The sequence below is a fragment of the Oceaniovalibus sp. ACAM 378 genome (assembly GCF_008085915.1).
Taxonomy (GTDB): Bacteria; Pseudomonadota; Alphaproteobacteria; order Rhodobacterales; family Rhodobacteraceae; genus Oceaniglobus.
In genome coordinates, this window is the sequence record NZ_VSJK01000005.1 from 30168 (window position 1) to 55676 (window position 25509).

At 61.6% G+C, this 25509-nt stretch carries 25 protein-coding genes; 11 read left to right on the forward strand and 14 right to left on the reverse strand.

Translation table 11 applies throughout. From position 1 onward, the window contains the following. Window positions 1–2 precede the first annotated feature (2 nt). The 5 genes from FQ320_RS07730 to dusB all read right to left on the reverse strand — a co-directional run bounded on the left by FQ320_RS07730 (window position 3) and on the right by dusB (window position 7285). The gene (locus FQ320_RS07730) at window positions 3–1412 is read right to left on the reverse strand and encodes a sigma-54 dependent transcriptional regulator (protein WP_148471146.1); all 1410 of its coding nucleotides are present in this window, start codon (window positions 1410–1412) and stop codon (window positions 3–5) included. Window positions 1413–1428: 16 nt separating this feature from the next. Further along, on the reverse strand, window positions 1429–3723 hold the full coding sequence (locus FQ320_RS07735) for a PAS domain-containing sensor histidine kinase (RefSeq protein ID WP_148471147.1): 2295 nt from the start codon (window positions 3721–3723) through the stop codon (window positions 1429–1431). A gap of 94 nt (window positions 3724–3817) precedes the next feature. After that, window positions 3818–5182, reverse strand: a complete 1365-nt coding sequence (locus tag FQ320_RS07740; protein ID WP_148471148.1) for a response regulator — start codon at window positions 5180–5182, stop codon at window positions 3818–3820. Window positions 5183–5231: 49 nt separating this feature from the next. After that, window positions 5232–6317, reverse strand: a complete 1086-nt coding sequence (locus FQ320_RS07745; RefSeq protein ID WP_148471149.1) for a nitrogen regulation protein NR(II) — start codon at window positions 6315–6317, stop codon at window positions 5232–5234. Next, a complete protein-coding gene (gene dusB / locus FQ320_RS07750) occupies window positions 6314–7285 on the reverse strand; it encodes a tRNA dihydrouridine synthase DusB (RefSeq protein WP_255509414.1) in 972 nt (323 codons plus the stop codon). The genes FQ320_RS07745 and dusB overlap by 4 nt, the downstream gene beginning before the upstream one ends. 235 nt (window positions 7286–7520) lie before the next feature. Here dusB and FQ320_RS07755 point away from each other — a divergent pair, with 235 nt between their 5' ends. From FQ320_RS07755 to FQ320_RS07765, 3 genes are read left to right on the forward strand one after another with little or no spacing between them, the layout of a single operon-like run. Beyond that, window positions 7521–8660, forward strand: a complete 1140-nt coding sequence (locus tag FQ320_RS07755; protein ID WP_148471151.1) for a bifunctional 2-C-methyl-D-erythritol 4-phosphate cytidylyltransferase/2-C-methyl-D-erythritol 2,4-cyclodiphosphate synthase — start codon at window positions 7521–7523, stop codon at window positions 8658–8660. Further along, window positions 8657–9145: a phosphatidylglycerophosphatase A gene (locus tag FQ320_RS07760; RefSeq protein WP_148471152.1), complete on the forward strand. Its 489-nt coding sequence runs from the start codon at window positions 8657–8659 to the stop codon at window positions 9143–9145. The genes FQ320_RS07755 and FQ320_RS07760 overlap by 4 nt, the downstream gene beginning before the upstream one ends. After that, window positions 9142–9645, forward strand: a complete 504-nt coding sequence (locus FQ320_RS07765; protein ID WP_255509415.1) for a CinA family protein — start codon at window positions 9142–9144, stop codon at window positions 9643–9645. The genes FQ320_RS07760 and FQ320_RS07765 overlap by 4 nt, the downstream gene beginning before the upstream one ends. On the opposite strand, the gene FQ320_RS07770 is transcribed toward FQ320_RS07765, so the two are convergent. Then, complete coding sequence (locus FQ320_RS07770; RefSeq protein WP_148471153.1) at window positions 9635–10897, reverse strand: MmgE/PrpD family protein; 1263 nt, start codon at window positions 10895–10897, stop codon at window positions 9635–9637. The two genes, FQ320_RS07765 and FQ320_RS07770, sit on opposite strands and share 11 nt — an antisense overlap. Before the next feature lie 249 nt (window positions 10898–11146). Further along, window positions 11147–11602 (reverse strand): type II toxin-antitoxin system RatA family toxin, encoded by a 456-nt coding sequence (locus tag FQ320_RS07775; RefSeq protein ID WP_148471154.1) that lies wholly within the window; start codon window positions 11600–11602, stop codon window positions 11147–11149. Window positions 11603–11693: 91 nt separating this feature from the next. Between FQ320_RS07775 and hpt the strand changes: the two genes are divergently transcribed. Then, window positions 11694–12233: a hypoxanthine phosphoribosyltransferase gene (hpt, locus tag FQ320_RS07780; RefSeq protein WP_148471155.1), complete on the forward strand. Its 540-nt coding sequence runs from the start codon at window positions 11694–11696 to the stop codon at window positions 12231–12233. Here hpt and FQ320_RS07785 read toward each other — a convergent pair. Then, window positions 12223–13155 (reverse strand): tetratricopeptide repeat protein, encoded by a 933-nt coding sequence (locus FQ320_RS07785; RefSeq protein WP_148471156.1) that lies wholly within the window; start codon window positions 13153–13155, stop codon window positions 12223–12225. The genes hpt and FQ320_RS07785 overlap by 11 nt on opposite strands. Before the next feature lie 21 nt (window positions 13156–13176). On the opposite strand from FQ320_RS07785, the gene FQ320_RS07790 reads away from it, so the two are divergent. Continuing rightward, a complete protein-coding gene (locus FQ320_RS07790) occupies window positions 13177–13407 on the forward strand; it encodes a hypothetical protein (RefSeq protein WP_148471157.1) in 231 nt (76 codons plus the stop codon). Between the two features lie 90 nt (window positions 13408–13497). After that, complete coding sequence (locus FQ320_RS07795; RefSeq protein ID WP_148471158.1) at window positions 13498–14388, forward strand: cytochrome c; 891 nt, start codon at window positions 13498–13500, stop codon at window positions 14386–14388. Between the two features lie 114 nt (window positions 14389–14502). Here the strand turns inward: FQ320_RS07795 and lipA are convergent, their stop codons facing one another. Both lipA and FQ320_RS07805 read right to left on the reverse strand, forming a co-directional pair. Then, window positions 14503–15453 carry a lipoyl synthase gene (gene lipA, locus FQ320_RS07800; RefSeq protein WP_148471358.1) on the reverse strand — a complete coding sequence of 317 codons (951 nt, stop codon included), beginning with the start codon at window positions 15451–15453 and terminating at the stop codon, window positions 14503–14505. A gap of 187 nt (window positions 15454–15640) precedes the next feature. Further along, window positions 15641–16702, reverse strand: coding sequence for a DUF6456 domain-containing protein (locus FQ320_RS07805; RefSeq protein WP_148471159.1), 1062 nt, complete (start codon window positions 16700–16702; stop codon window positions 15641–15643). A 256-nt stretch (window positions 16703–16958) separates the two neighbouring features. Here FQ320_RS07805 and FQ320_RS07810 point away from each other — a divergent pair, with 256 nt between their 5' ends. The 4 genes from FQ320_RS07810 (at window position 16959) to FQ320_RS07825 (ending at window position 20137) form a co-directional block, all read left to right on the forward strand. After that, the gene (locus tag FQ320_RS07810; RefSeq protein WP_148471160.1) at window positions 16959–17258 is read left to right on the forward strand and encodes a DUF6477 family protein; all 300 of its coding nucleotides are present in this window, start codon (window positions 16959–16961) and stop codon (window positions 17256–17258) included. A 94-nt stretch (window positions 17259–17352) separates the two neighbouring features. Then, a complete protein-coding gene (locus FQ320_RS07815; RefSeq protein ID WP_148471161.1) occupies window positions 17353–18228 on the forward strand; it encodes an ABC transporter permease in 876 nt (291 codons plus the stop codon). Then, window positions 18225–19037: an ABC transporter permease gene (locus tag FQ320_RS07820; RefSeq protein ID WP_148471162.1), complete on the forward strand. Its 813-nt coding sequence runs from the start codon at window positions 18225–18227 to the stop codon at window positions 19035–19037. The genes FQ320_RS07815 and FQ320_RS07820 overlap by 4 nt, the downstream gene beginning before the upstream one ends. A gap of 2 nt (window positions 19038–19039) precedes the next feature. Further along, entirely contained in the window at window positions 19040–20137 is a 1098-nt protein-coding gene (locus FQ320_RS07825) for an ABC transporter ATP-binding protein (RefSeq protein ID WP_148471163.1), read from the forward strand. A gap of 3 nt (window positions 20138–20140) precedes the next feature. Here FQ320_RS07825 and FQ320_RS07830 read toward each other — a convergent pair whose 3' ends face one another. Then, window positions 20141–21655: a helicase HerA-like domain-containing protein gene (locus FQ320_RS07830; protein ID WP_148471164.1), complete on the reverse strand. Its 1515-nt coding sequence runs from the start codon at window positions 21653–21655 to the stop codon at window positions 20141–20143. A gap of 467 nt (window positions 21656–22122) precedes the next feature. Here FQ320_RS07830 and FQ320_RS07835 point away from each other — a divergent pair, with 467 nt between their 5' ends. Then, a complete protein-coding gene (locus FQ320_RS07835; protein ID WP_148471165.1) occupies window positions 22123–22794 on the forward strand; it encodes an invasion associated locus B family protein in 672 nt (223 codons plus the stop codon). Between the two features lie 64 nt (window positions 22795–22858). Here FQ320_RS07835 and FQ320_RS07840 read toward each other — a convergent pair whose 3' ends face one another. From FQ320_RS07840 to lpxD, 3 genes are read right to left on the reverse strand one after another with little or no spacing between them, the layout of a single operon-like run. Beyond that, complete coding sequence (locus FQ320_RS07840; RefSeq protein WP_148471166.1) at window positions 22859–24067, reverse strand: beta-ketoacyl synthase; 1209 nt, start codon at window positions 24065–24067, stop codon at window positions 22859–22861. Between the two features lie 21 nt (window positions 24068–24088). After that, complete coding sequence (locus FQ320_RS07845; protein ID WP_148471167.1) at window positions 24089–24358, reverse strand: acyl carrier protein; 270 nt, start codon at window positions 24356–24358, stop codon at window positions 24089–24091. A 40-nt stretch (window positions 24359–24398) separates the two neighbouring features. Further along, on the reverse strand, window positions 24399–25490 hold the full coding sequence (lpxD, locus tag FQ320_RS07850) for a UDP-3-O-(3-hydroxymyristoyl)glucosamine N-acyltransferase (protein WP_148471168.1): 1092 nt from the start codon (window positions 25488–25490) through the stop codon (window positions 24399–24401). Window positions 25491–25509: the final 19 nt, after the last annotated feature.

A 25509-nucleotide genomic window follows, 5' to 3' on the forward strand; every position in this document is an offset into this window, starting at 1 on the left:
GTTCAGCCGTCCGCCTCTGCGTCCTCGATATGGGCGATCCGGTTGCCCATCTTTGACGATGTGACCACATTCAGCGACTTCAGCTTGCGGTGCAGCGCGCTGCGCTCCATCCCCACGAAGGTCGCCGTGCGGCTGATGTTGCCGCCGAACCGATTGATCTGGGTCAGCAGATACTCCCTTTCGAACAGTTCGCGCGCCTCGCGCAGCGGCAGCGTGGCCAGCGACCCCGACAGAACCACACGACCGTCTTCATCGGGCGAGGATTCGGTTCCGGGCAGTTCGGACGCCGCGATATCGCCCTTGTCGGCACCAAGGATCAGCACCCGTTCAATCACGTTCTTCAACTGTCGCACATTGCCCGGCCACAGCATTGTTTGCAGCAGGGCAACCGCTTCGTCGCTGAGCCGACGCAGGGGCAAGCCTTGGGTCTTGTTGAAGCCCGCGATGAAATGTTCGGCCAGTTCGGGAATATCCTCGCGCCGGTCATCCATCGACGGAACGGCGATCGGCACCACCGCCAGACGGTGAAACAGCTCTTGGCGGAAACGCCCGGCCTTGATCTCGGACGCCAGATCACGGTTGGTCGACGAAATCACCCGCATGTCCACGCGGATCTTTTCGGCCCCGCCGACGCGGGCAAAGGACTGATCGACCAGCACGCGCAGGATCTTGCTCTGGGTGCCGGGCGGCATGTCGGCCACCTCGTCAAAGAACAAAATGCCGCCGTCGGCCTGTTCCAGCAGCCCGGGTTCTATGCCCCGCTCGGCGCTTTCCCGGCCAAACAGCACGTCTTCCATGCGATCAGGTTCGATCGTCGCCGAGGAAACGGTGACAAAGGGTGCCGCGGCGCGGTTCGAATTTGCGTGGATATAGCGCGCGGCGACTTCTTTGCCGCTGCCCGCCGGACCGGTCAACATCACGCGGCCGTTGCTTTTCGTCACCTTGTCGAGGTTTGATTTCAACGTCTTGAACGCCGAACTTGCACCAATCATTTCGGAAACCGTGCCATCGCGCCGCTTCAGCTCGGTGTTTTCCCGGCGCAGGCGGCTAGTCTCCATCGCGCGGCCGATAACCATGGTCAACTGATCGATGTTGAACGGCTTTTCGATGAAGTCATAGGCGCCCTGCTTGATCGCCGCGACGGCAATTTCCACGTTGCCATGGCCCGAGATAATGATGATAGGCACGCCGGGATGATCGCGCTTGGTCGCCTTCAGGATGTCGATCCCGTCCATCTGGCTGTCTTTCAGCCAGATATCGAGGATCATCAGCGAAGGGAGTTCTTTCGCGATCTCGGCCAGACAATCGTCCGAATTTCCGGCCATCCGGGTCGTATAGCCTTCGTCTTTCAGGATGTCCGAGATCAATTCTCGAATGTCCCTTTCGTCGTCTACGATCAGAATGTCGCCCATTTGGAATCTCCTTTCGTCATACTGCCACCTCGTGTTGCTTGCCCGTGTCCTGATCGACCAGACGGGGCAATCTTATGTCGGCCCGAGCCCCGCGATGGGGGTCGTTTCCGAACGGTTGGGCGTCACTCAAAATCAGAGTGCCGCCATGTTCTTCGATGATCTTCTTGACGATCGGCAGGCCAAGGCCGGTGCCCTGGGCGCGTGTCGTCACATAGGGTTCGAACAGCCGCGTGCGATCTTCGGGCAGGCCGATCCCGTTGTCTTCGATGGTGATGTGAATGTCACCCGGATCGAACGTCATTGTCACCCGCACTTCGGGCACGTGGCCTTCTGGCTTGCCTTTTTCGTTAAGGCTTTCAATCGCTTCACCGGCGTTCTTGATCAGATTCGTCACGGCCTGACTGATCATTGTCGCGTCGAAATCGGCCATTACCGCCCCTTGCGGGATGTCCGAGGTAAATTTGATACCCGTCCGGTCCGCCTCTTGTCCCGCCTCTTGCAACGTGACGGCATCGCGCAGCAACCGGGCGATGTCATGGGTGCGGCGTTCCGGTTCGGGCATACGCGCGAACTTGGAAAATTCATCAACGATGCGGCGCAGATCGTTGGTCTGACGCACGATCACATCGGTGTAATTGGCGAGCGAGGCCGCGTCTTCTTCGTTCATCTGACGGGAGAATTTGCGCTTGATGCGTTCAGCAGAGAGCTGAATCGGGGTCAGCGGGTTCTTGATTTCATGGGCGATGCGCCGGGCCACGTCGCCCCAGGCCGCCATCCGTTGTGCCGCAACCAGATCAGTCACGTCGTCAAAGGCCACGACATACCCCTCGAGCTTGCCCGATTCCGATCGGCGGGTGGACACGCGCACCAGCAGGCTTTCCAGTGCGCCACCCCGGCTGACCTTGATTTCCTCCTGTGCCACCTCGGTGCGGCGTGCATTGCGCAACCGTTCGAACAGCGGGCCGAATTCGGGCACAGCAACCGCCAGCGCCACCTTCTGTCCCTCGCTCCCGTCCAGATTCAACAACCGCTCGGCAGACCGGTTCACAAAGGTCACACAGCCCTTGGAATCCAGCCCCACCAGCCCCGCCGTCACCGAAGACAGTACCGAATCGAACAACCGCCTGCGTCGGTCGATCTGCTCATTGGTGGCCAGCAACGTATCGCGCTGACCTTTGAGCTGTTTCGTCATCTGGTTGAACATGCGGCCCAGAACGGCGATTTCGTCGTCGCCATCTTCTTCGCGCACGCGCACATCCATATCTCCGGCCCCGACCCGCTGTGCCGCGCCCGCCAGCCGTCCGATCGGCCCTGAAAGACGTTCGGCAAACCAAAGCCCCAGCCAGATCGCCGCGAGAATCAGGATCACGGCGAACCCAAGGTACAACAGTCCGAACTCGAACAGGATTCGGCCGCGTTCGCTTTCCAACTGATTGTAAAGACGCACGGTTTCCTGCGTGTCGTCCAACAGGGCCAGAATTTCTCCGTCAACATCGCGACTGACGTACAGATATCGGTTGCCGATCCCACCCAGCCGTTTCAGAGCGCGGAATTCGTTCTGCGCCCAATCCTCGATGACCACCGTTTCACCCTTGGCCGCACGTTCAATGTCACGAGCGTCGGGTTTTTCAAAGTCGAAAAGATATGACCCCTCACCCCGGGCGCGAATTTCACCGTTACTGTCGATCACAAAGGCTTCGCGCAACCCGCGTTGAATCCGGACCTGTGCCTGCGCCAGCACCTGACGCATTTCGCCGTCCGACACCTGAAAACTCTCGCGTTGCAGCGACGACAGGAATTCGGCCAGCACATCGGTATCGGTGCGCAAATCCTGCCGCTGTTCGTCCTCATAGGCCTCGGCTGCCGAAAGCGAGGCCCCGACCACATCGCGCACCCGTTCGGAAAACCAGCCCTCAAGCCCGACATTCACCGTCAGCCCGGCAAAGATCGCCACCGTCACTGTCGGCACCAGCGCGATCAGCGCAAACACTCCGGTCAGCCGCAGGTGCAGCCGCGATCCCGCCGATTGCGCCCGCCGTGCCGCCACCATTCGCGCCAGTGCTCCAAGCACCAGAGCGGCAACCACAATCACATAGACAAGATCGGCCAGCAGCACCAACCGCAGCGACAGCGCCGATCCGCCGCCATCCAGCGGGCCGAGAACCAGAAAAGTGGCAAGCGTCAGCACCGGCCCCAGAACCACCAGACCGAAGGTCGCGAGGTTCTGCAGCCGCTTTTGTCGCCTGAGACGCACAAGGCGTTCCCAGGTGGCCATGCGGACGCGCCCCGTAACGGGCAGGCTCACGGGCATACTCCCAAATCATGTGTCGCTTTGCGCGACGTACCGCTCTATCTGGTGGTCTCTGTTCGGCCTGATACCGAACGGCCACCATTATGTTGCGGTTTTACATCAATTTGCGGCGCCGTGTCACGCGGATTTCAAGGTCGGTGATCTTTTTGCGCAATGTATTTCGGTTGATGCCCAGAAGTTCGGCGCATTTAGCCTGATTTCCGCCCGTCGCATCCAGTGCAATTTCGATTAACGGCCCTTCGACCTCTTTCAGAATCCGCTGGTGCAGACCCGATGGCGGCAGGCTGCCACCGTGCAGATCAAAGTATCGTTTCAAGTGCTTGGCGACCGCCCCTGACAGTTTTTCGCCCGGGGTGACGGGCGCACTGACCATTGCGGGCTGATTGGCCAGCGCCGCCTGCGCCTCGTCGTCGCCGATGGTCGCCTGACTGCCGGTGATCGCGATGCTGCGCACGGTATTTTCCAGCTGTCGCACGTTGCCCGGCCAGCTATAGCTGCGAATCAGGTGTTGCGCCCGGTCGGAAAACTGCCGCGCGGGCAGGCCGTCACTTTCGGCGCGTTGCAGGAAATAGGCCGCCAGCAGAGGAATGTCATCGACCCGTTCGCGCAGCGTCGGCACGGCGACCGTCACCCCGCCAATGCGATAGAAAAGATCCCGGCGAAACGCCCCGGCGTCCATGCGCGCCGCCAGATCGGTTTGCGTGGCGGCCAGGATGCGCGGCGCATTATCGCCCAGCCGGTCCAGCATCCGCACGACATTGCCTTGGGTTTCCTCATTCAGATCGCCGACTTCATCGAACAGGATCGATCCGCCGCGCGCCCGGGCGATCATTGTCGCCGGCCCATCCGTGGCCGACAGATCGGTGGCACCGGCCACCACGAAGGGCAGCGAACGGCGGTCAGAGAAATCGTGAATTGCTCGCGCGATCAGCGATTTGCCGGTGCCCGATTCGCCCGTGATCAGCACCGAAAGATCGGCGTTCAGCACGCGCGCGACCAGCCGGTACAATTCCTGCATGGCCGGGGTGCGTCCGACCAGCGGCAGATCGTCGGCGGGTTTGGCCGGGCCTTTCGATTCCGGAGCCTTGACGCGTCGCTTGATGTCCAGCGCCCGCGCCGCGCGTTTCAACAGATCGGGCAGGTCGAAAGGTTTGGGAAGGTAATCAAAGGCGTCCGCCTCGGCGGCCTTGATCGCTGTCATGATCGTGTTCTGAGCGGAAATCACGATCACCGGCAGGCCGGGACGTTCAAGCGCGATCCTCGGCAGCGCCTCAAGCCCGTTGCCGTCGGGCATGATGACATCCGAAATCACCAGATCACCCTTTCCCTCTTCGACCCAGCGCATCAGCGTCACCATCGAGGATGTGGCATGCACCTTGCAGCCTGCCCGGGTCAGCGCCTGGGTCAGGACTGTGCGGATCGTGCGGTCGTCATCGGCGACAAGTACGGTGCCATCCATGGTTCAGTCCTTTGACAGTCTGTCGAGGTGCCGGAAAAAGCGGATCATATCACGGGATCTTCGCGCGCCGCGACTGACAAGGCGCGACGGGCAGAGATATGCGGAACACCGTGCGCCCGGGCTCCGAGTCGACGCTGATCCAGCCGTTGTGGTCGTTGACGATCTTGGACACCAGCGCCAGACCCAAGCCGGTGCCGTTCTCGCGCCCCGAAACGAAGGGTTCGAAGATATCGGCTTCCAGGTCGGGTGGCAGACCGGGGCCATCATCGATGATTTCAACCTGCAACGGCAATGCCCCGTCACTGCCGTCCTTGCGGCGCAGGCGCAGCGACAGATCGAAAAAGGTGCGCAGTGTGATCCGCCCGCCCTTGACCCCCGCGGCCTCGGTCGCGTTGCGGATCAGGTTCAGGAACACCTGCAACATCTGGTCTTCATCGACAAAAGTAAGCGGCAGCGACGGGTCGTAATCCTGTGCGATATGCATATGCGCGGCAAACCCCACCATTGCGGATTTACGCGCCCGGTCCAACAGATCATGCACATTGATCGCGTGCGCAACCGGTGGGCGCAGATTGCCGAACTGTTCGACCTGATCCAGCAAGGCGACAATGCGGCGGCTTTCTGCAACGATCAACTCGGTCAGCTCCAGATCGCCACCCGACATGCCCATCGACAGCAGTTGCGCCGCGCCCGTGATCCCGGCCAGCGGGTTCTTGATCTCATGGGCCAGCATTTCAGCCATGCCAATGGCCGACCGGGCAGAGGATTTCGTAAGGTGCGAGCGGCCTAACCGGTCGGCCATCTGGCGGGGCTCGATCAGGATAAGAATATAATCCGGCATACCGGTCACCGGAGCGATCTGCATGTTGCACTGCACCGGCGGACGTTTTTCAGAGCCCGCGTCCACATTGTTGATAAACAGCGCGGCGTGATTCTGGCGAACTCGGCTGAATGCCTGCTTGACGGGGGTGTCGATGACCAGCCGGTCAAACACCAGTGCGCCCACCAAAGACCGGGACGAGGCGTTGAGAAACTGTTCGGCCGCCGGATTGACCTGCGTGATCACATCATCGGGGCCGAGAAGCACCGCAGGGACCGGCAACGAGGCCCAGAGCGTTTCAAAAAGAGCGGTCATGCGGCCAGCACCGGCGCCATATCCATCGCATCGGGCAGCAATGCGATGACCCGCTTGGGGGTGTCAGCGGTCAGAACGCGGCGCCGCAGATCGGCGGGCGTTTCGGCGTGATCCATGAACCATCCCAAATGCTTGCGCGCCACCTTTGATCCAAGGACCGTGCCATAGAACGACACCATTGCCTCGTAATGTGCCGATATCATATCGGTCAGGGCCGCACCTTGCGGCACCTTTTGTTCCGGCCTGCCATAGAGCTTTGCCGCCACCTGCGCCAACAGCCATGGCCGCCCCCGCGCACCACGCCCGACCATCACGCCATCACAGCCCGAAAGCGCCAGCGCGCGGCCCGCATCAATTGGCGTGCAGATGTCACCATTCGCGATCACCGGGATTGTCACCGCCCGTTTCACTGCCGCAATTGCCGCCCAATCCGCCGCGCCCTTATAGAACTGGCAGCGGGTACGCCCGTGGATCGTGATCATTTGAATCCCCGCATCCTGTGCCCGCCGGGCCAGTTCGGGCGCGTTCAGCCTGCAATCGTCCCAGCCCAACCGGGTTTTCAGTGTCACCGGCACATCAACTGCGGCCACCACCGCATCAATCAGCGTCAGCGCGTGATCCAGATCGCGCATCAGCGCCGACCCTGACAGCCCCGAGGTCACCCGTTTGGCCGGGCATCCCATGTTGATGTCGATGATCCGCGCACCGTTGTCGGCGACCATACGCGCCGCCTCGGCCATCCAATATGCCTCGCGGCCTGCCAGTTGCACCGCCGTGTTGGCAACGCCGAAGCCCAGTTCGGCCTTGGCCCGCATCCCGGGCGCAGCCTGCACCATTTCCTGACTTGCCACCATCTCGCTCACCACCAGACCCGCGCCGAATGACGCAACAAGCTGGCGAAACGGCAGGTCGGTAATTCCGGCCATGGGTGCCAGAAGCACCGGAGGATCAAGGGTCAGCGTTGTCACCGGATCTGGCCTGTTGTTGGGCATCTGTCGAAGGAACTAACGCGCAGTCGGTTCCAAGGCAAACGGATGGAGCGGAAATAATGTGCCTGCATGACGAATTCGGTTTTGGCTGCATTTTCCCGCAATCCAGCGGGAATGTCGCCCGTTGCGGTGCCTTGGATCATGCTGTGCCTCGGTTAACATTGTCTTGCGGTGCCCCATGCCCTAGATCAAGCGGCGTCTTACGGGGATAATCATGTCGACAGCCGCCGTCATAGTGGCCGCCGGGCGCGGAACACGCGCCGGGGGGGCGATGCCCAAGCAATGGCAGATGCTGCGCGGGCGTGCCGTTCTGGCCTGGACGCTGGATGCTTTTCGCGCCTCGCCCGAGATTGATCTTGTGGTACTGGTGCTGCATCCGTCGGACATGGACATGGCCCATGGATACGCTTCCCATGACGATGTGATCGTCGCCGGTGGCGGTGCCAGCCGCAGCGCAAGCGTTCTGGCGGGGCTTGACGCGCTGGAGCCATTGGGAATCGATCGTGTGCTGATTCATGACGTGGCCAGACCACTGGTTGACAGTGCGCTGATTGCGCGGGTCTGCCGCGCACTCGATACGTCTCCGGGCGCGGCCCCTGCCCTGCCAGTCACCGATGCATTGTGGTCCGGCGCCGATGATGCGGTCACCGGCACCCGTGATCGCGCCGGTCTGTTTCGCGCCCAGACGCCGCAGGGGTTCCACTTTACCGCGATCCTTGCCGCGCACCGCGCTTTTATTGGCGAGGCTGCCGATGATGTCGAGGTGGCGCGCGCTGCCGGTATCGCGGTGCGGATCGTCGCCGGGGATGAACGGAACCTTAAAATCACCACCGCGGCGGATTTCGACCGCGCCGAAAAACTGATGGGACAGAAGATGGATATCCGCACCGGCAACGGGTTTGACGTGCACGCGTTCTGCGATGGGTCCGAGGTGATCCTCTGCGGTCTTGCGATCCCGCACACCCATGGGTTGCTGGGCCATTCGGACGCCGATGTGGGGATGCATGCAGTGACGGATGCGATTTATGGCGCGCTCGCGGCGGGTGATATCGGGCGGCATTTCCCGCCCTCTGATCCGCAATGGAAAGGCGCCGCTTCAGAGATCTTTCTGCGCCACGCGGTCGGACTGGCCGATGAACGGGGGTTTGCGATTTCCAACATCGACTGTACGCTGATTTGCGAACTGCCGAAGATCGGCCCCCACGCCGGAGAAATGACCGCGATCATGGCCGATCTTCTGGGTATCGCGCCCGACCGGGTCAGCATAAAAGCGACGACATCCGAACGTCTGGGCTTTACCGGACGCGGCGAAGGCATTGCCGCAATCGCCACAGTGACACTGGTGGCACCATGACACGTTTCATCGCGACCTTTGCCTATGTCGGTTTGCTGCGCCCGGCGCCGGGCACCTGGGGGTCGGCGGTTGCGATTCCTCTGGCCTGGCTGCTGCACTGGTCGGGCGGTTTTCCCCTGCTGGTGGTGGCGACTGCGCTGGTGTTTGTGCTCGGCTGGTGGGCGACTCTGCGCGAAACGGCGGACACCGGCGATGATCCGTCCGAAATTGTCGTGGACGAGGTCGTGGGCCAGTGGATCGCGCTTTGGCCGCTTTCTGCCGGGCTTTGGCACGCCGGGGCCGAGGCGCATGTGTTCCCATGGCCGGGTTGGGTCGGTGCATTCGTGATGTTCCGTCTGTTCGATATCTGGAAACCGGGCCCCGTCGGCTGGGCCGATCGCCTCCACAGCCCTCTGGGTGTGATGCTTGACGATGTCATCGCGGGGCTGATGGCTGCCGTGGTCGTCGCTCTGGCTGCCGGGTTTGCCCATGGGGTGCTGATGTGACGGTTGCGCTGGCCCGCACCCTGTTGAGTGAGTCGCTGCGCACCGGCGTCATGGTCGCCTGCGCCGAAAGCTGCACGGGTGGCTTGCTGGCGGGTGCAATCACGGATGTTGCGGGTTCGTCGGCGGTGTTGGAGCGCGGCTTTGTCACCTATTCCAACGCCGCCAAACAGGCGATGTTGGGCGTTTCGCCAATGACACTGGTCGAACATGGCGCAGTCAGCGAACCGGTGGCGTCAGAAATGGCCTTGGGTGCGCTGGCCCATTCCGAGGCGCAGATGGCGGTGTCTGTCACCGGCATCGCTGGCCCCGGCGGATCGGAATTCAAACCTGAGGGGCGTGTGTGTTTCGCTGTTGCGTTTGGCGATACGGCAATCACCCACACAATGGAATTTGGCGCGATCGGCCGGGCGCGGGTGCGCGCCGCCGCCGTCACCTATGGGCTGGAGCGGCTGATCGAAGCGATGGGCGCCCTGCCCGACCGTGCTGCGATCACACTGTAAGCAACGCCGCCGTGTCGCCCTGCCGCACCGCCTGCCACAGGCTTTCTGCGGCCCGGTCGCCGAGCATCGCTGCCGCCTTGGCGCGCAGTTTGTCGGCCCGCTTGTCCATAGGAATCGGCGTCGACAGATCGTGCTCGCCAAGCTGGATTTTGCCCCCCGCCGTCACCTTTACCCGCGCTGCGGTTTCCGCCAGCGTATCGTCGGCAATCACCGTCACTTTTTCGCGCAGGGCGGTCAGGCGTGGGTCGGCGCAGGTCGCATCGCTGTAGCTGTCCAGCGCGGCGGTCGACACCCCTGCCAGACACATCGCAGCCGTCATGCGGTAACTGAACTTGGCGCCAAGACCGGTTGACGGGGCCGGCTGGTTGCAAACCGTCAGCCATCTGGAGTGCGTAAAGATCTCTACCTTTTCAACATTGTCCGGGTCGACCCTGATGTGCCCCAATGCCTCGAGCATCGCGTGTAAGCCGTGACAGCAGGCATGGAATTTGTGACTGATGTCAGGAAACAACCATCCACCGGGCACCTGCGTTGCCACGCCTGCGTGGGTTTCGCCAAAGCCCAAGGCGCAGGATAAGGCATCGGTGCGCGCCTGAAATCCAGCCCGCGCCAAAAGCGCCACCTCAACCCCATTCGACGCCGCAATTCCCGCGTTATAGGGTTTTCCCATGGTGCCGAATTGCGCCTTCAGCCCGGATGCCCGTGTTGCCGCCAAACCGATGGCATGACCGCTTTGATCCGCGTCGCAACCGAGCAACCGTGCCGCCGCAGCAGCCGCGCCGAAACAACCGGCGGTTGCCGTTTGGTGAAATCCGGTCTGATAGTGCGCCCGCCCAAGCCAGACGCCGACACGCACCGAAACCTCGGCCCCGATCAGCGCCGCCATGAGGATATCATCGAACGACGCACCCACGCTCTGCCCGACGGCCAGCGCGGCGGAGCAGACGGCGACCGAGGGGTGGCCGATATGGGCGAAATGCGTGTCGTCATAATCCAGCGCATGGGACACGGTGCCATTGACCAGAGCGGCGCCGCGCATGGGGGCCGCCCCGCCGCCGAACAGCGCACATTCGCCGCGCCCGCCTTCGGCCAGAATCATGGCCCGTACAATCCGCGACACAGGTTCATCGGCCCCGGCGCGCCCACAGGCGGCCCAGTCGAACAATGACAGGCGCATCATTTCAAGCGTGGTTTCATCCGGGACGGATCCACCCGAGATAATCGGCTGCAAGAAGTCGGATTCGAACGTCATTTTCGTGTCTCCGCCGGTGGGAATATCCGCACGACAGGGCCACGATAATCCAGCGTTGTCCAGTCGTGCACCGGACACAACCGGCAGGCGGATCGGTTAGGTCAGCCTCGTAAGGACGCAGTGCTTAGCCAAAGCCCGGACTGCGAAAGTTTCATGCCGATCCGGGTATGTTCAAGGAAGAATGAAACGGAACGAATCCATAGTGCTCAGCACTTACAGGGCTCTAGGCCAGCAACCTGAAGTGGTACATCAGCTATACAGTGTAGCCGCCCGGCGTTCAAAGGCGCGCACAATCCGTTGCATCGCCTCGTTGAAAAATACCCCCGCCGCGGTTTGCAGGATTCGGTTGCGAAACTCGAAATCCACGAAGAAATCAACTTCGCATCCCCCTTCCGCCTCGCGGAAGGTCCAGTTGCTGATCATTCGCTTGAACGGGCCGTCCAGATATTCGGTATCGATCTTCATGTCGTCAGGCCAAAGCGTGACGCTTGATCCGAACTTTTCCCGGAACACCTTGAAAGAAATGACCATTTCCGCATCCATGAGCTCGCCGGTTCGGTTCCCGTCTTCAACAGGACTGGAGCCGCGCACACGGGCCGCCGCGCACCAGGGCAGAAACTGCGGATAGGATTCCACGTCGGCCACCAGATCGTACATCTGTTGCGCGGTATATGGCAGCTTACGGGTTTCTTGATGTGTCGTCATGGCGTATCAGTCCGGTCAGGTCACTGGCCCGGAGCATTTTTCCGGACCGGGCCGATGTCGGGCATCGGCGCAGGAAAATCAAGGGGACGTCATGGCGCAACGCGATTATGTCATCGATCAGTTGATCTCGGCCAAAGCGATTGCCGCGCGAATCGAAGCGCTGGCACGCGAGATCGAGACGCATTTCGGCGGCACCGAAAAGCTGATTGTTGTGGGCCTGTTACGCGGCAGCTTTGTCTTCATCGCCGATCTGGTGCGCGAGCTGAACATGAACGTCGAGGTCGATTTTCTTGAGGCGACAAGCTATGGCGACAGCACGGTCAGCAGCCGCGAGGTGCGGATCCTGAAGGATCTGCGCGGCCAGATCGGCGGTCGCGATGTGCTGGTGGTGGAAGATATCGTCGACACCGGATTCACCCTGAGCCATGTCACCCGGATGCTGCTGAGCCGCAATCCCAAGCGGCTGGAAACGATTGCCCTGCTCGACAAACCGTCGCGGCGCGAGGTGGACATTCGCGCCACATGGACGGGGTTCGAGATCCCCGACGAATTTGTCGTGGGGTACGGCATCGACTATGCCCAGAGGAACCGCAATCTGCCCTATATCGGCAAGGTGCGCTTTACTGATTGAGTGTATCGGCCAGCGCGCGTGCGGCGGCTGTGTCCTCGGCGCTTAGGATTTCAGAGTAAACGGCGCAGGTGGCCGCGATTTCCGCCGTTTGATGGGCCGGAGCGCGATCTTGCGACCACAGGCACCAGGCCAGCGCGCGCAGGTCGTCGTGACGGGGGGCCACGTCATCGGCAAAGGCGGCGGCAAGGTTCAGCCCCGCCTGCAACGCACCCTTGCGCGCAGCAAGAAGATACAGTGCAAAGGCCGCCTGCGCATCGGTCGCGACGCCGATTCCATTGGCGTACATCGCGCCGAGATTATTGATCGACGGCCCATGTCCGCGCGCGGCCGCCCCGCGCCACAACTCCAGCGCCCGGGGAACATCAGCCGCCACACCTTCGCCACGACGCAGCATGTCGGCCAGATTGTCGGTGCCGTTCAGATCGCCCAACTCATGGGCCCGGCGAAACATTTCGACTGCCTTGACCGGATCGGCCGCACCGCCCTGACCCTTTGTGTACAGCACACCGCGGTTGTTGAAGGCCGCTGCATAGTCCTGAGCCATCGCATCTTCGTAATGCACGATCGCCTGCGCCACATCCGCCGGGATGCCGGGTCGTCCCTCGGTCAGCAGCACGCCGAGGTTATAGGATGCACGCGCCAGCCCCTGTGCCGCCGCCGCGCGGTAAAGATCAAGCGCGCGCTGCGGATCGCGATCCACGCCGTTACCCGCGTCATAGGCATCGGCAAGGATATTGCGCGCGCCCGGATGCCCGGCCCGCGCCATCGGGTCGAGAATCTCCAGAGCGGCGGCATGTTGACCGGCCAAATAGGTGGCGCGTGCGGCTTCAAATGCCGCATCGTCCCCTTGCGCGAAGGCCGAGGGAACGCCACACAGAAACAGCCACGCCGAAAAGGCGCATAATCGAAGGATCGAAGTCATGGTACCCTTCCCGGAGTCCGCATGTGCCGCCAGCCTAACCGCATGGGCGACCGGTGCAATCGAAAAGCCGCACAGATGAATTTTCACTGGCTGCTCCGCATGTCACGCTGGGCGCGCAATCCGCCGTCGCCCGGACGGGTCAAACTGGTGATTGGCGTGGTGGTGCTGTGCCTGATCCTGCTGGGAATCGAGCACTTCATCGGCTGGCCCGACATGCTGTCGGTCGAACCGGGCCGCCGCTTTCGTCCGTAAAGTGGCACGGGATGCGGCAAAAATAACCCGTGAAGCTCCGCTGCCTCTGCGATAGGTTGCGCCGGACCGATATTGACCGAAGGAATATTCATGCCCCCTTTTCTACGCTGGCTGATCGCCCTCGGCCTTGTCGGCTCGGCTGTGTATTGGGTCGTGACACGCCCCGACCCCCTGAGCGACGGCGATCTGGCCGGGTTGAGTGGCGATGCGACGGCAGGCGAGCAGGTGTTTCTGGCTGCCGGATGCGCATCCTGCCACGTCGCCCCGGGAGACCAGCCCGAGGGCGCGCCTGTGCTGGCCGGCGGGCAGAAGTTTCCATCGGATTTCGGCACATTCCTCGCACCCAACATCTCGCCCTCGGTTATGGCCGGAGTGGGCAGCTGGACCGACCGGGAGCTGGCCAGCGCAATCCAACGCGGCGTGTCACCCGAGGGATATCATTATTATCCCGCCTTTCCCTATGACGCCTATGGCAAAGCGGACACCGGAGATATCGTCAACCTGATCGCCTATCTGCGCACACTGCCCGAATCCGAACAGGCCAGTCAGCCGCACGAGGTGTCGTTTCCGTTCGATATCCGGCGCAACCTTGGCGGTTGGAAGACGTTGTTTGTCAGTGATGACTGGGTGGTCGACGGAGAATTGACCGAAACGCAGGCCCGTGGTCGGTATCTGGTCGAAGCACTGGGACACTGCGGCGCCTGTCACACGCCGCGCAACCTTTTGGGCGGACCGAACACCGGTGCATGGCTGGCGGGCGCGCCAAACCCCGAAGGAAAGGGGCGCATCCCCAATATTACCCCCGGCGCGTTGACCTGGAGCGAGGTGGATATCGCCGCATATCTGGCGACGGGGTTCACGCCCGAGTTCGACTCGGCCGGCGGACAGATGGTGGCGGTGATCGACAAGACATCCAAATTGCAGCCCGAAGACCGTGCCGCAATCGCCGCCTATCTGAAGGTGGTTCCGGCGGTCAAATGAGGCTGAGATAGGAAAAGAGGGGGCCCTGCCCCCTCTGGCCCGTTCCGGACCATTCACCCCCGGAGTATTTCCGGCAAAGAAGAAACCCGGACGACTGCGCGATCAGGGAACGCGTCAGGCCAGCCGGGCCTGACGTGCAGCGCGCAGACGCTGAAAATCGTCGCCCGCATGATAGGACGACCGCGTCAACGGCGAGGCCGACACCATCAAGAATCCTTTGCCATGCGCCGCTTTTTCATACCCGGCGAACTCTTCGGGGGTCACAAAACGGTCGATCCGGTGATGTTTTGGCGTCGGTTGCAGATATTGGCCGATGGTCAGGAAATCGATGTCGGCGGCACGCATGTCGTCCATCACCTGAAGGACAGCTTGCCGGTCTTCGCCAAGTCCGACCATGATGCCCGACTTGGTGAACATCGACGGGTCCAGCTCCTTGACCCGCTGCAACAACCGTAGAGAGTGGAAATAGCGCGCACCGGGACGCACCGCAGGGTAAAGTCCGGGCACGGTTTCCAGGTTGTGGTTGAACACATCCGGCCTTGCCGCCACGACGCTTTCCAGCGCCGAATTGTCGCAGCGAATGAAATCGGGCGTCAGGATTTCGATCGTGGTGCCGGGCGACTGGCGGCGGATGGCGCGGATCGTCTGGGCGAAATGTTCTGCCCCGCCGTCTTCGACATCGTCACGATCGACCGATGTGATCACCACATGGTTCAACCCAAGCTTCTTGACCGCATCGGCCACGCGCCCGGGTTCGAACACGTCAAGCGCTTCGGTCGGTTTGCCGGTGGCGATGTTGCAGAAGGTGCAGGCGCGGGTACAGACCTCGCCCATGATCATCATGGTGGCGTGGCCCTGGGACCAGCATTCACCGACGTTGGGGCACCGTGCCTCTTCGCATACGGTGACGAGGCGGTGTTCGCGGATGATCGATTTGGTGGCGTTATACCCTTCGCCCGAGGGTGCTTTGACACGGATCCACGCCGGTTTCTTCGGCTGGATGTTATCAGGGCGGCGGGCCTTTTCAGGGTGGCGTTGTTCGGGGATTTTCAGATCTCGTGCCATGACATCCTCTGTGACGCTTGCCCCGGGGGTATAGTGCAGCGGCGCGGTGCTGTCCAACGGGATGTCCGCCACCGGGCCGCATCGCATAACTGCCTTGCGCCCAGCAGTTTGGCCCCGCGAATTGGCCGGGTTCACTGGTGCCACGAAAACAGCGGAACGGCCCGCCGTTTATCATCGATATTGCTGGTCAGCCGATCATCTGCGACCAGCGGTCGCCGGCTTCGTCATAGTGACGGCGCAGACGTTGCAGCGCGATACGCAGCACGATCTTGCCCGACCGCGCGGCCCAGCCCATGCGACGCTCTACCGCTTCCATGCCTTCCAGCTGACAACAGCAGCGCAGCACAACATCGCCCAGGCCGGGCCCGAGTTCGCGCAACGCAAGTGCGACGCGGGCGCGCGCTGCTTCAGAGGTCGTTCCACCCGGATCGCCGCCGGTGTCAGCCCCGTCACCGGCCACCACCGCGCTCCAGCTTTGCGGACCATCCGGGGCCATCTGCGCCAGCTCGAAATCCTCGCGCAGGCGTTCCCCCGCACTGACAAGTACATCCGCCAGAAATGGCGTGCCGTCCCGGTCGCGCCGCCGCGCCAATGCGATCAGCGGGCTTTCGGCGATGCCATATCGCATCCTGCCGGGGCGGTCGGCCTTATCTTCCGGTCCGTGGGCGGCGTCGTCCAGAAGATGTTTCAGCGCCTGACGTCCGGCCGGGGTCAGTTGATACCGTGCTACGCGCCCGCCTGAGGCGGATGCGATCCAGCCGCGCAGCGCCATGGCTTCGGCCACTTTGGTCAGAACCACGCCGGTGCGCAGGGTCTGGCCATCGGTTCCGTCCCGCACCACCACAGCGTTTTCCATCCCCGCTGCCACCGCCAGACAGGCGCCCGGTTCGGCCAGACGCCGCAGGATCCGCCGCGCTTCACGTTCGATCAATGCGTCATCCGGGGCGGCTGGGCAAAGCGTGGAGGTATGTTTCATGGCTGTGCCTCTGACGGTTTCCTTTGATGTAGGGGGTTCCTTCGGGGGCAAGGGTGCCACCTGTTTCCCCAGTCTGCGCAAGGCCAGATCGATCAGCGGATCGTCGCGCCGCTGTTCAACCTTTCGGATCTGTCGCAGCACGGTCGATGCGTGACATCCGGCTGCACGGGCCAGAGCCCGGATCGACGTGCCTTGTTCGGTATGAGCGAGATAGACTTTCGCGGCGGACGGAACCCAAGCGGGCGAAACCGCTCCGGACGGTCGTGATAACATACTGATGTCCCCTCGTTCTGACGGCTGTCGGGACTGTTTATCCACAGTCTTATCCCCAACAGAAATCAACCCTTGATTGTATTGGTTAGCGGTTCGTTAACAATCCTCCGCATTTCCAAACTCTGATGCTTAAACGTGAACAATGCCATTTGGGTGCGAACGGCGAATGCCGACTTCGCGCAACACACGCCGCGGTTGTGCCAATGTGTCGCCACGATTTTGCCACGATTGGTCTGACACAATTGGAAGGTCTGAAATGTTCGACACATCCGCCTCTGCTGCTGCCGCCGCCTTTTCGACCCTGCGCCGCCCGCGTCTTTTGATCCGCGCCGCCCGCTTTGGGCTGGCTGATTATGACCGCACCCGCACATTGCGCCGCATCTTTGGCGAACCGACCACCGGTCCCGCCCTGACGCCGCTGTTAGAAAAAGAGGCCGAATGCGATGCGCGGCGCAGGGCGGGCGACTCGGGATACAGCATTGCGCGGCACGTCGAAATTCTGGTCGCGCTGATGGATGAGGCACGGCGCGTTCAGGTGCCGCAAACTATGGTCTGAACCATAGCAATGGCCTGTCCCGGGCGAATTTCCTGTTGCCATTTGCGCCGGGACGTTCAAGCATCGCCGCCGCAGGCAAGCCCGGGACGGCATCATGAAATTAAAAGGATTCGGAACGTCCGACACCGCCCGCGGGCTGACGCTGATCGCGCCGCCCGCTCTTTTTGCGCTTTTGCTCTTGGCGGTGCCGCTGGTGGCAATCTTTGCGTTCAGTTTCTGGTCGCAGGATTTCCTGACGATCGATTATACCCCGACGCTGAAAAATTACCGTGAGGCGCTGAGCGAGCCGCTTTATGGTCAGCTTATCCTGCGTTCGGTATTGATTGCCGGAGCGGTGACGCTGACCACTGTGGTTCTGGCCTTTCCCATCGCCTATTTCGTATCCTTCCACGTTCCGGCGAACCGGAAATCCCTGTGGATCTTCATGATCACCATTCCGTTCTGGACGTCCTATCTGATCCGCGTCTTCCTGTGGAAGGTCATACTGGGATACAATGGCGTGCTGAATTCAACGCTGATCGGCGTTGGTATCATCGACGAACCACTGACTTTCATCCTCTACAATGCCAATGCAGTGGTCATCACCCTGGCCCATGCCTTTGCGCCCTTTGCGATCCTGCCGATCTTTGTCAGTCTGGAAAAGATCGACCGTTCGCTGCTTGAGGCATCACGGGATCTGGGCGAGAATCATGTGATGACGTTTTTGCGCGTGACCCTGCCACTGGCGGTGCCGGGAGTCGTTGCTGCGACGCTGATCGTGTTCATCCCGACCATCGGCGATTATGTGACACCGCGTCTCGTCGGCGGGCCCGGCGGGCTGATGATTGCGAACATGATCCAGACGCAGTTTTTAAAGCTGAACAACGCACCCATGGGGGCAACGCTGGCAGTGATCGCGATGGCAATCGTCACGGTGATCGCGCTTGTGTTCATCTTTCTCAACCGCCGCTGGCTAAAGGCCCGGTCATGACGGGGCGCGGAGGCTGGCTGCGCGGCTATGCGGTTTTGTATCTGTTGTTTCTATACGCGCCGATCATTCTTTTGCCGATCTTTGCGTTCAACGACAGCACGATCATCGCTTTTCCCTTGTCCGACTTCACGACAAAATGGTTCACCGAGATTCCCAACACGCCTGCACTGGTTCGGTCGGTCCAGACCTCGTTGATTGTGGCGGTGACGACGGCGGTGCTTTCAACATTACTGGGGATCTGCGCCGCCCGGGCCGGGGCGCGGTATTCGTTTCCGTTCAAGACGCCGGTGATGGGGTTCATCATGCTGCCACTGGTGCTGCCTGAAATCATCGTCGCGGTGTCGATGCTGGTGGTTCTGATGGCGCTGGATCTGCCATTGGGCAGTTGGACGGTGGTTCTGGGGCATACTCTGATCTGTACGCCGTTCTGCATCGCGATCCTGAATTCGGCCTTCGGTAATCTGGATGTTTCGCTTGAGGAGGCGGCGTTCGATCTGGGTGAATCGCGCTGGTCGACCTTTCGGCTGATCACCCTGCCACTGGTGATGCCGGGGATCATTTCGGCGCTGCTGATTTCGTTCACCATATCGCTTGATGAATTCATCATCGCGTTCTTTCTGACCGGCACCGAACCGACTCTGCCGGTTTACCTGTGGGGGCAGTTGCGGTTTCCGCAGAAGATTCCCGTGGTGATGGCGCTTGGCACGATTTTAGTGGCGCTGTCGGTGGTTCTGCTGACCATCGCGGAAATCGCCCGCCGCCGCGGCATTGCCCGTGCGGGTGGCAAGGATACCGGAGGATTCCTGTAGTTATGACAACAACCCCGCCCATCGTTTCCCTGCGCGACGTGCACAAATACTATGGCACCTATCACGCCCTGCGCGGCATCGACCTCGACATCGGCGCGGGCGAGTTCTTTTCGCTGCTTGGGCCATCGGGGTGTGGCAAGACGACCCTGCTGCGCACCATCGCCGGGTTCGAGGATCTCTCGTCGGGCACCTTGTTGCTGTCGGGTCAGGACATGGCAGGCGTTCCGGCGAACCGGCGCCCGACAAATATGGTGTTCCAGTCCTATGCGATCTTTCCGCATCTCAGCGTGGCGGAAAACGTTGCTTTCGGGTTGCGCCGCCGGTCCGATCTGAACCGGCAGGCAAAAGCCGCTCTGGTCGAAGATGCGCTCGATATGGTCGGGCTTGACGGTTTCGGCGCGCGGGCGGCGCATGCGCTTTCCGGCGGTCAAAGACAGCGGGTGGCACTGGCCCGTGCGCTAATCCTTAAACCCAAAGTGTTGTTGCTGGACGAACCGCTGTCGGCGCTGGACAAGAAGCTGCGCGAGCAGATGCAGAACGAGCTGCGCCGCCTGCAACGCCACGTGGGAATCACCTTTGTTCTGGTTACCCATGATCAGGAAGAGGCGCTGATCATGTCCGACCGGATCGCCGTGATGTTTGAGGGCGAGATCGCGCAACTGGCCGATCCTCAGACGCTGTATCGCCGTCCGACATCGCGCCAAGTGGCGGATTTCATTGGTGTGATGAACTTTCTTCCAGCCAGTCTGACTGCGGGCAGTACTGCGGCCAGTGTGGAAATCGCCGGGCTGGGACGTGCGGCAATCACGCCGGAACAATGCCCCGCAGGTATGCCGACGGGCGATTGCACGATCGGAATCCGCCCCGAAACCATGTCGATCCTGTTTGATGGTGAACCCGCCCCGGCACGCGAAACCTCGGGTCAGGTGCACGAACTCGCCTATTACGGCGATATGACCTATTACGACATCGCGCTGGATGGCGTGGAAAAACCTGTCACCCTGTCGATGAAAAACCTTGTTGGGCGCCGGGTGCTTGAACGGGGGGAAACTGCACGCATTTCATGGGATGAACGCGCGCTGATCGCCTTTGCAAAGTGACGCTTACCGCCCTTTGAACAGCGTGCCGAAAATTCCGCGCACAATCCGCCGCCCGGTGGTTCCGGTCAATTCCTTCACCACCATCTTGCTCATCGCCTCGCCGAAACTGTCACCGCGCGGCTTTGGCGCGGCGCCACCGGGGGAATAGCGGCGGCCGCTGCTGAACTCGCGGTCCTTGACCTGCTCGGCCCCGGCCTGTTGCGCGTCCCGCGCGGCATGACCCGCACGAAGGGCAAGGATTTCAAACGCGCTTTCGCGGTCGATCCGGGTTTCGTATTTTCCCTTTACAGGTGAGGCCGCGATGATTTCGGCGCGTTGCATGTCCGTAATCGGGCCAAGCTGGGTCGAGGGCGGGCGGATCAGCGTGCGCTGCACCACACCGGGCACGCCCTTACGTTCGAGCATCGACGTCACCGCTTCGCCCACGCCCACCTCGCGGATTGCCTGTTCGGTCGAAAACGTCGGGTTGTCGCGATAGGTTTGTGCGGCCTTGCGCAGATCGCTCTGGTCGCGGGCGGTAAAGGCGCGCAGGGCGTGCTGCACCCGGTTGCCAAGCTGGCCCAGAATGTCGTCAGGCACATCGGCGGGGTTCTGGGTGACGAAATAGACCCCGACCCCCTTCGAGCGGATCAGCCGCGCCACCTGTTCCACCTTGTTCACCAAGGCCTTTGGGGCATCGTCGAACAGCAAATGCGCCTCGTCAAAAAAGAACACCAGCTTTGGCTTGTCCGGATCGCCGACCTCGGGCAGCGTCTCGAACAACTCGCTCAGCAGCCACAGCAAAAACGTGGCATAAAGCCGGGGCGATTGCATCAGACGGTCGGCAGCCAGAATGTTGATCCGCCCCTGCCCAGCGTCATCCGTAGCAATGATATCGGCCAGTTCCAGCGCCGGTTCGCCAAACAGTTCCGCGCCACCCTGATTTTCCAGCACCAGCAGACGGCGCTGGATCGCACCGATCGAGGCGCCTGACACATTGCCATACCGCAGCGACAGTGTTTTTGCATTCTCGCCCGCCCAGACCAGCATCGCCTGAAGGTCCTTCAGATCGAACAGCGCCATATTCTCTTCGTCGGCGACGCGGAAACAGATGTTGACGATGCCTTCCTGCGCCTCGGTCAGGTCGAGCAGGCGCGACAGCAACAGGGGCCCCATTTCCGCCACCGTGGTGCGAACCGGATGGCCCTTTTCGCCGAACAGATCCCAGAATGTCACCGGACAGGCGTGATAGGCATAGTCGGTCAATCCGATGGTCGTCGCCCGGTCAGAGAACGCCTGATGCAGCTTGAAATCCACCGAACCTGCCCGCGCCAGCCCGGCAAGATCGCCCTTAACGTCGGACAGGAACACCGGCACGCCGGCTGCCGAAAACCCCTCGGCCAGAATCTGCAACGTCACCGTCTTGCCGGTGCCCGTGGCCCCGGCAATCAGCCCATGACGGTTCGCATAGCCAAGCAAAAGCGATTGCGCGTCGCCATAGGCTTCGCCGCCGCCGCCGATGAAAATTCTGTCAGCCACACTGTCATTCACTTTGCCCGCCACACGACCGCCCCTGATTTGGTTGGGGTGAGGATACAAAATTAATGCCTGTGTGCCAGAGTCCATTCACCGCGTTCATTATTTGACCGGGCTTTGGGCGGGTCTTGGTCGGGCGTCCCCTAATCGGGACGGGGCGCGGTATTCTCCCTGCCAGACTGGCCGCGCCGCTATGGCGCGGTCCCTTTTTGGCAAAGGTGTGAGACCGTTTAGCCCGCTTGCAACTGCGAAAATATTCACTGTTGACGGATTGTGGCAAGTTTCATAATCTTTCCCTAATTACAAGCCGGTCAGTCCGGCAGGGAGAGACGAGTTAGAAAAGGGGCCTGTTCTTGCAGGCCCTTTTTTCCGTCCCGGGGCCTGTTTGAAGCTGTTTGAAATCGGGCCTGACAGCAACGGCGCGGCATGTTAGAGCGTCGTCAGACCACGATCTGAGTGATGGGAACGACATGTCTGATCTTATGAAAACCTTGTCCGTTGCGGCGCTTGTCGCCTTTGGTGCCCTTGCCGCACAGGCACAGACACCAGCGGCGGAAACACCAGCCGAAACTGCAACGGAAACCCCGGCTGCCACCCCGACCGAACCCGCCGTTGCGGCGGATGGAGTCGGCACCAACGGCCTTAACCTCGGTGAAGAAGTGGGCGCAGAGGCGTCCGAAGGCGGCGTCGGATCAACCTATGTTCAAGCAGAACATGGCGATTGGGAAGTGCGCTGTGTACGCGCTGAAGAGGGCAAGGATCCTTGCCAGCTGTATCAGCTTTTGTCTGACGAAGCCGGTAATGCCGTGGCCGAAATCAGCATTTTCGGTCTGCCCGCTGGCCAGCAGGCCGCTGCCGGGGCCACCGTCATCACCCCGCTGGAAACTCTGCTGACCGCGCAGCTGACCATTGCCGTGGATACGGCCAAGGCGAAACGCTATCCCTATACCTTCTGCGCCGCGGCAGGTTGTTTTGCGCGAATCGGTTTTACCGCACCGGACGTTGCCGGTTTCAAAGCGGGCGCCAAGGCGGCGCTGACAATCGTTCCAGCGGCAGCCCCTGATGAAAAGGTGGTTCTGAACCTGTCTCTCAAGGGGTTTACCGCCGGATACGATGCAGTGAACGCCGCCAACGGCAACTGATCTGAAAACGTTTCGGGTTAAATCCGAGACACAATAGGCGCCGTGCCCCGAAAAGGCGCGGCGCCTATATTTTTTTCAGCGCCAGAACCGCGTTCAGCCCACCAAAGGCGAATGCGTTCGACAAAACCACCTGGACATCCGCATCGCGGGCGACGTTCGGCACCACATCCAGCGCACATTCGGGATCTGGCTCTTCATAGCCGATGGTCGGCGCAATCACGCCATCGCGCAGCGCCATGATACAGGCAAGTAATTCTACCGCGCCGGTGCCGCCGATCAGGTGGCCATGCATGGATTTGGTGGATGAAATCATCAGATCGTTCGCATGTGGCCCGAAGACATCCGCCACTGCCGCACATTCCGTCTTGTCGTTGGCTGCCGTGCCGGTGCCATGGGCGTTGATATATCCCACATCCTCGCGGTTTACGCCGGCGTCGCGCATCGCTCCGGCAATCGCCCGTGCGGCGCCCTGTTTGCTGGGCATCACGATGTCGGAAGCGTCCGAAGTCATCGCGAAACCGACAACCTCGGCCAACATTTCGGCACCACGGGCGCGGGCATGGTCCATATCCTCGAATACGAAGATCCCGGCGCCTTCACCCTGAACCATACCGTTGCGACCCAGCGAGAATGGCCGGCACGCGTCCTTGGACATCACCCGCAGCCCTTCCCATGCCTTGACCCCACCGAAACACAGCATGGATTCCGAACCACCCGTCACCATGACCTCGGCCATACCGCTGCGCACCATGGTGAACGCCTGTCCCATGGCGTGATTGGACGACGCACAAGCCGTGGCCACAGTGAACGACGGGCCCTTCAGATTGTACTCCATGCTGACGTGGGACGCGGCGGCGTTGTTCATCAGTTTGGGCACGACAAAGGGGTGAACGCGGTTCTTACCCTCTTCATATACAGCGCGGTAATTTTCGTCCCAGGTCTGTACACCGCCACCCGCGGTGCCCAGAACGACACCGGCGCGCGCCGACAGTTCCCCATGAAATTCCAACCCGGATTGCGCCACCGCCTCGCGGGCCGCCAAAAGGGTGAATTGGGTGAACCGGTCATAGAGCGCGATCTGCTGGCGATTGAATTCAGTTTCGGGATCATATCCCAAAACCTGCCCGCCGATCCGGATCGAAAGCCGTTCGACATCGCGAAACGCAAGCGGACCAATGCCACAGCGCCCCTCGCGCATCGCCTCAAGCGTGGCGGGAACCGAATGCCCCAGCGCGTTGATCGTGCCCGCGCCGGTAATCACCACCCGCTTCATTGGGTCATCCGCGTCATCGGATCATCCGGGTTTCTGGTCCGCGACCAGCCGTCGCACCGCCGCGATGATCGCCGCCACCGAGGAGATGTCGAAATCGCTTTCACTGGGATCATTCGCGTTAAACGGCACTTCGATATCGAATGTCTCTTCGATCGCGAAGATCGATTCGACCAGCCCCAGACTGTCGATGCCAAGGTCGGCCAATGTCTGGTCCAGACTGACGTCAGAGCGTTCGACGACCGCCTGTTCGGCGATGATGCGTATCACCGCGTCCTGGATACTGTCGGTCATCCCGGCCTCGCTGCCTGTTGCGCATTCGATGGTGATGTAGTCACTCCGCTTCGGGTTTGGAACCGCTATCTTTGCGTGCCGCTGCCATATCGCGCATCAACCGGGGCAATCGACGGGCTGCCTTATACATCTCGACATGCTGATCCATCCTGACCGCCGGATAGCCCATCATCACCCGCCCCGAGGGTACGTTCGACAAAAGCTTGGTGGCGCCGGTGCAGATCACATCATCCCCGATGGAGATGTTGTCCACCGCGCCGCTTTGACCGCCAAAGATGCAACGGTCGCCCACGGTCGTCGATCCGGCGATGCCGGTCTGCGCGGCCAACAGACAATCACGGCCCAGCACGACGTTGTGCGCAAGGTGGACCAGATTGTCGATCTTGCATCCCGATCCGATGCGCGTGTCGCGGATCGTGCCCCGGTCGATACATGAGTTTGCGCCGACCTCGACGTCGTCACCGATCACGACCGAGCCAAGCGAATGGATCCGCGTCCAGCTTTGGTGCAGGATTTCGCCCTGATCGCCCAGCGATTTGCGCGCCCGCTCAACGCCCGAAGTCTGGGGCGTGACAAAGGACAATCCATCCGCCCCGAGAACCGCCGCGGGTTGTGCGATGAACCGGTCGCCGATCACCACCGCATGCCCGATCCGCACCCCAGCCATGATCAGCGCATCGTCACCGATCTGTGAATTTTCGCCGATGCTGACATGGGATGCAATCCGCGCCCGCGCGCCAATCCGCACATCCGCGCCAATGACGACCAGCGGCCCGATTGCCGCGTCCGGGCCAATCACGGCGGATGGATCGATCACGGACGACGGATGGATGCCCGGCGCAATCCGTGGCCCGGGATCAAGCAGTGCCGTCAGATGCGCCATGGCGTAACGCGGGCGCTGCACAACCAGCGCCGCCTCAAGCCCCAGAGCCTGCCAATCGGCCCCTTCCCACAGGATCGCAGCACGCGCGCGGCCCTGCGCCAGCCCATCGGCATATTCCGGCTGCATCGCCAGTGCGATGTCGTCCGGCCCGGCCATCGAGGGCTCGGCCGCTCCGGTGATCAAAAGATCAGCGGCGCCAAAGACCTGAGCCCCCAGCGCCGCTGCGATTTCTGCGATTGTGTGCGACATGTCGGCCTCCGGCAATTCC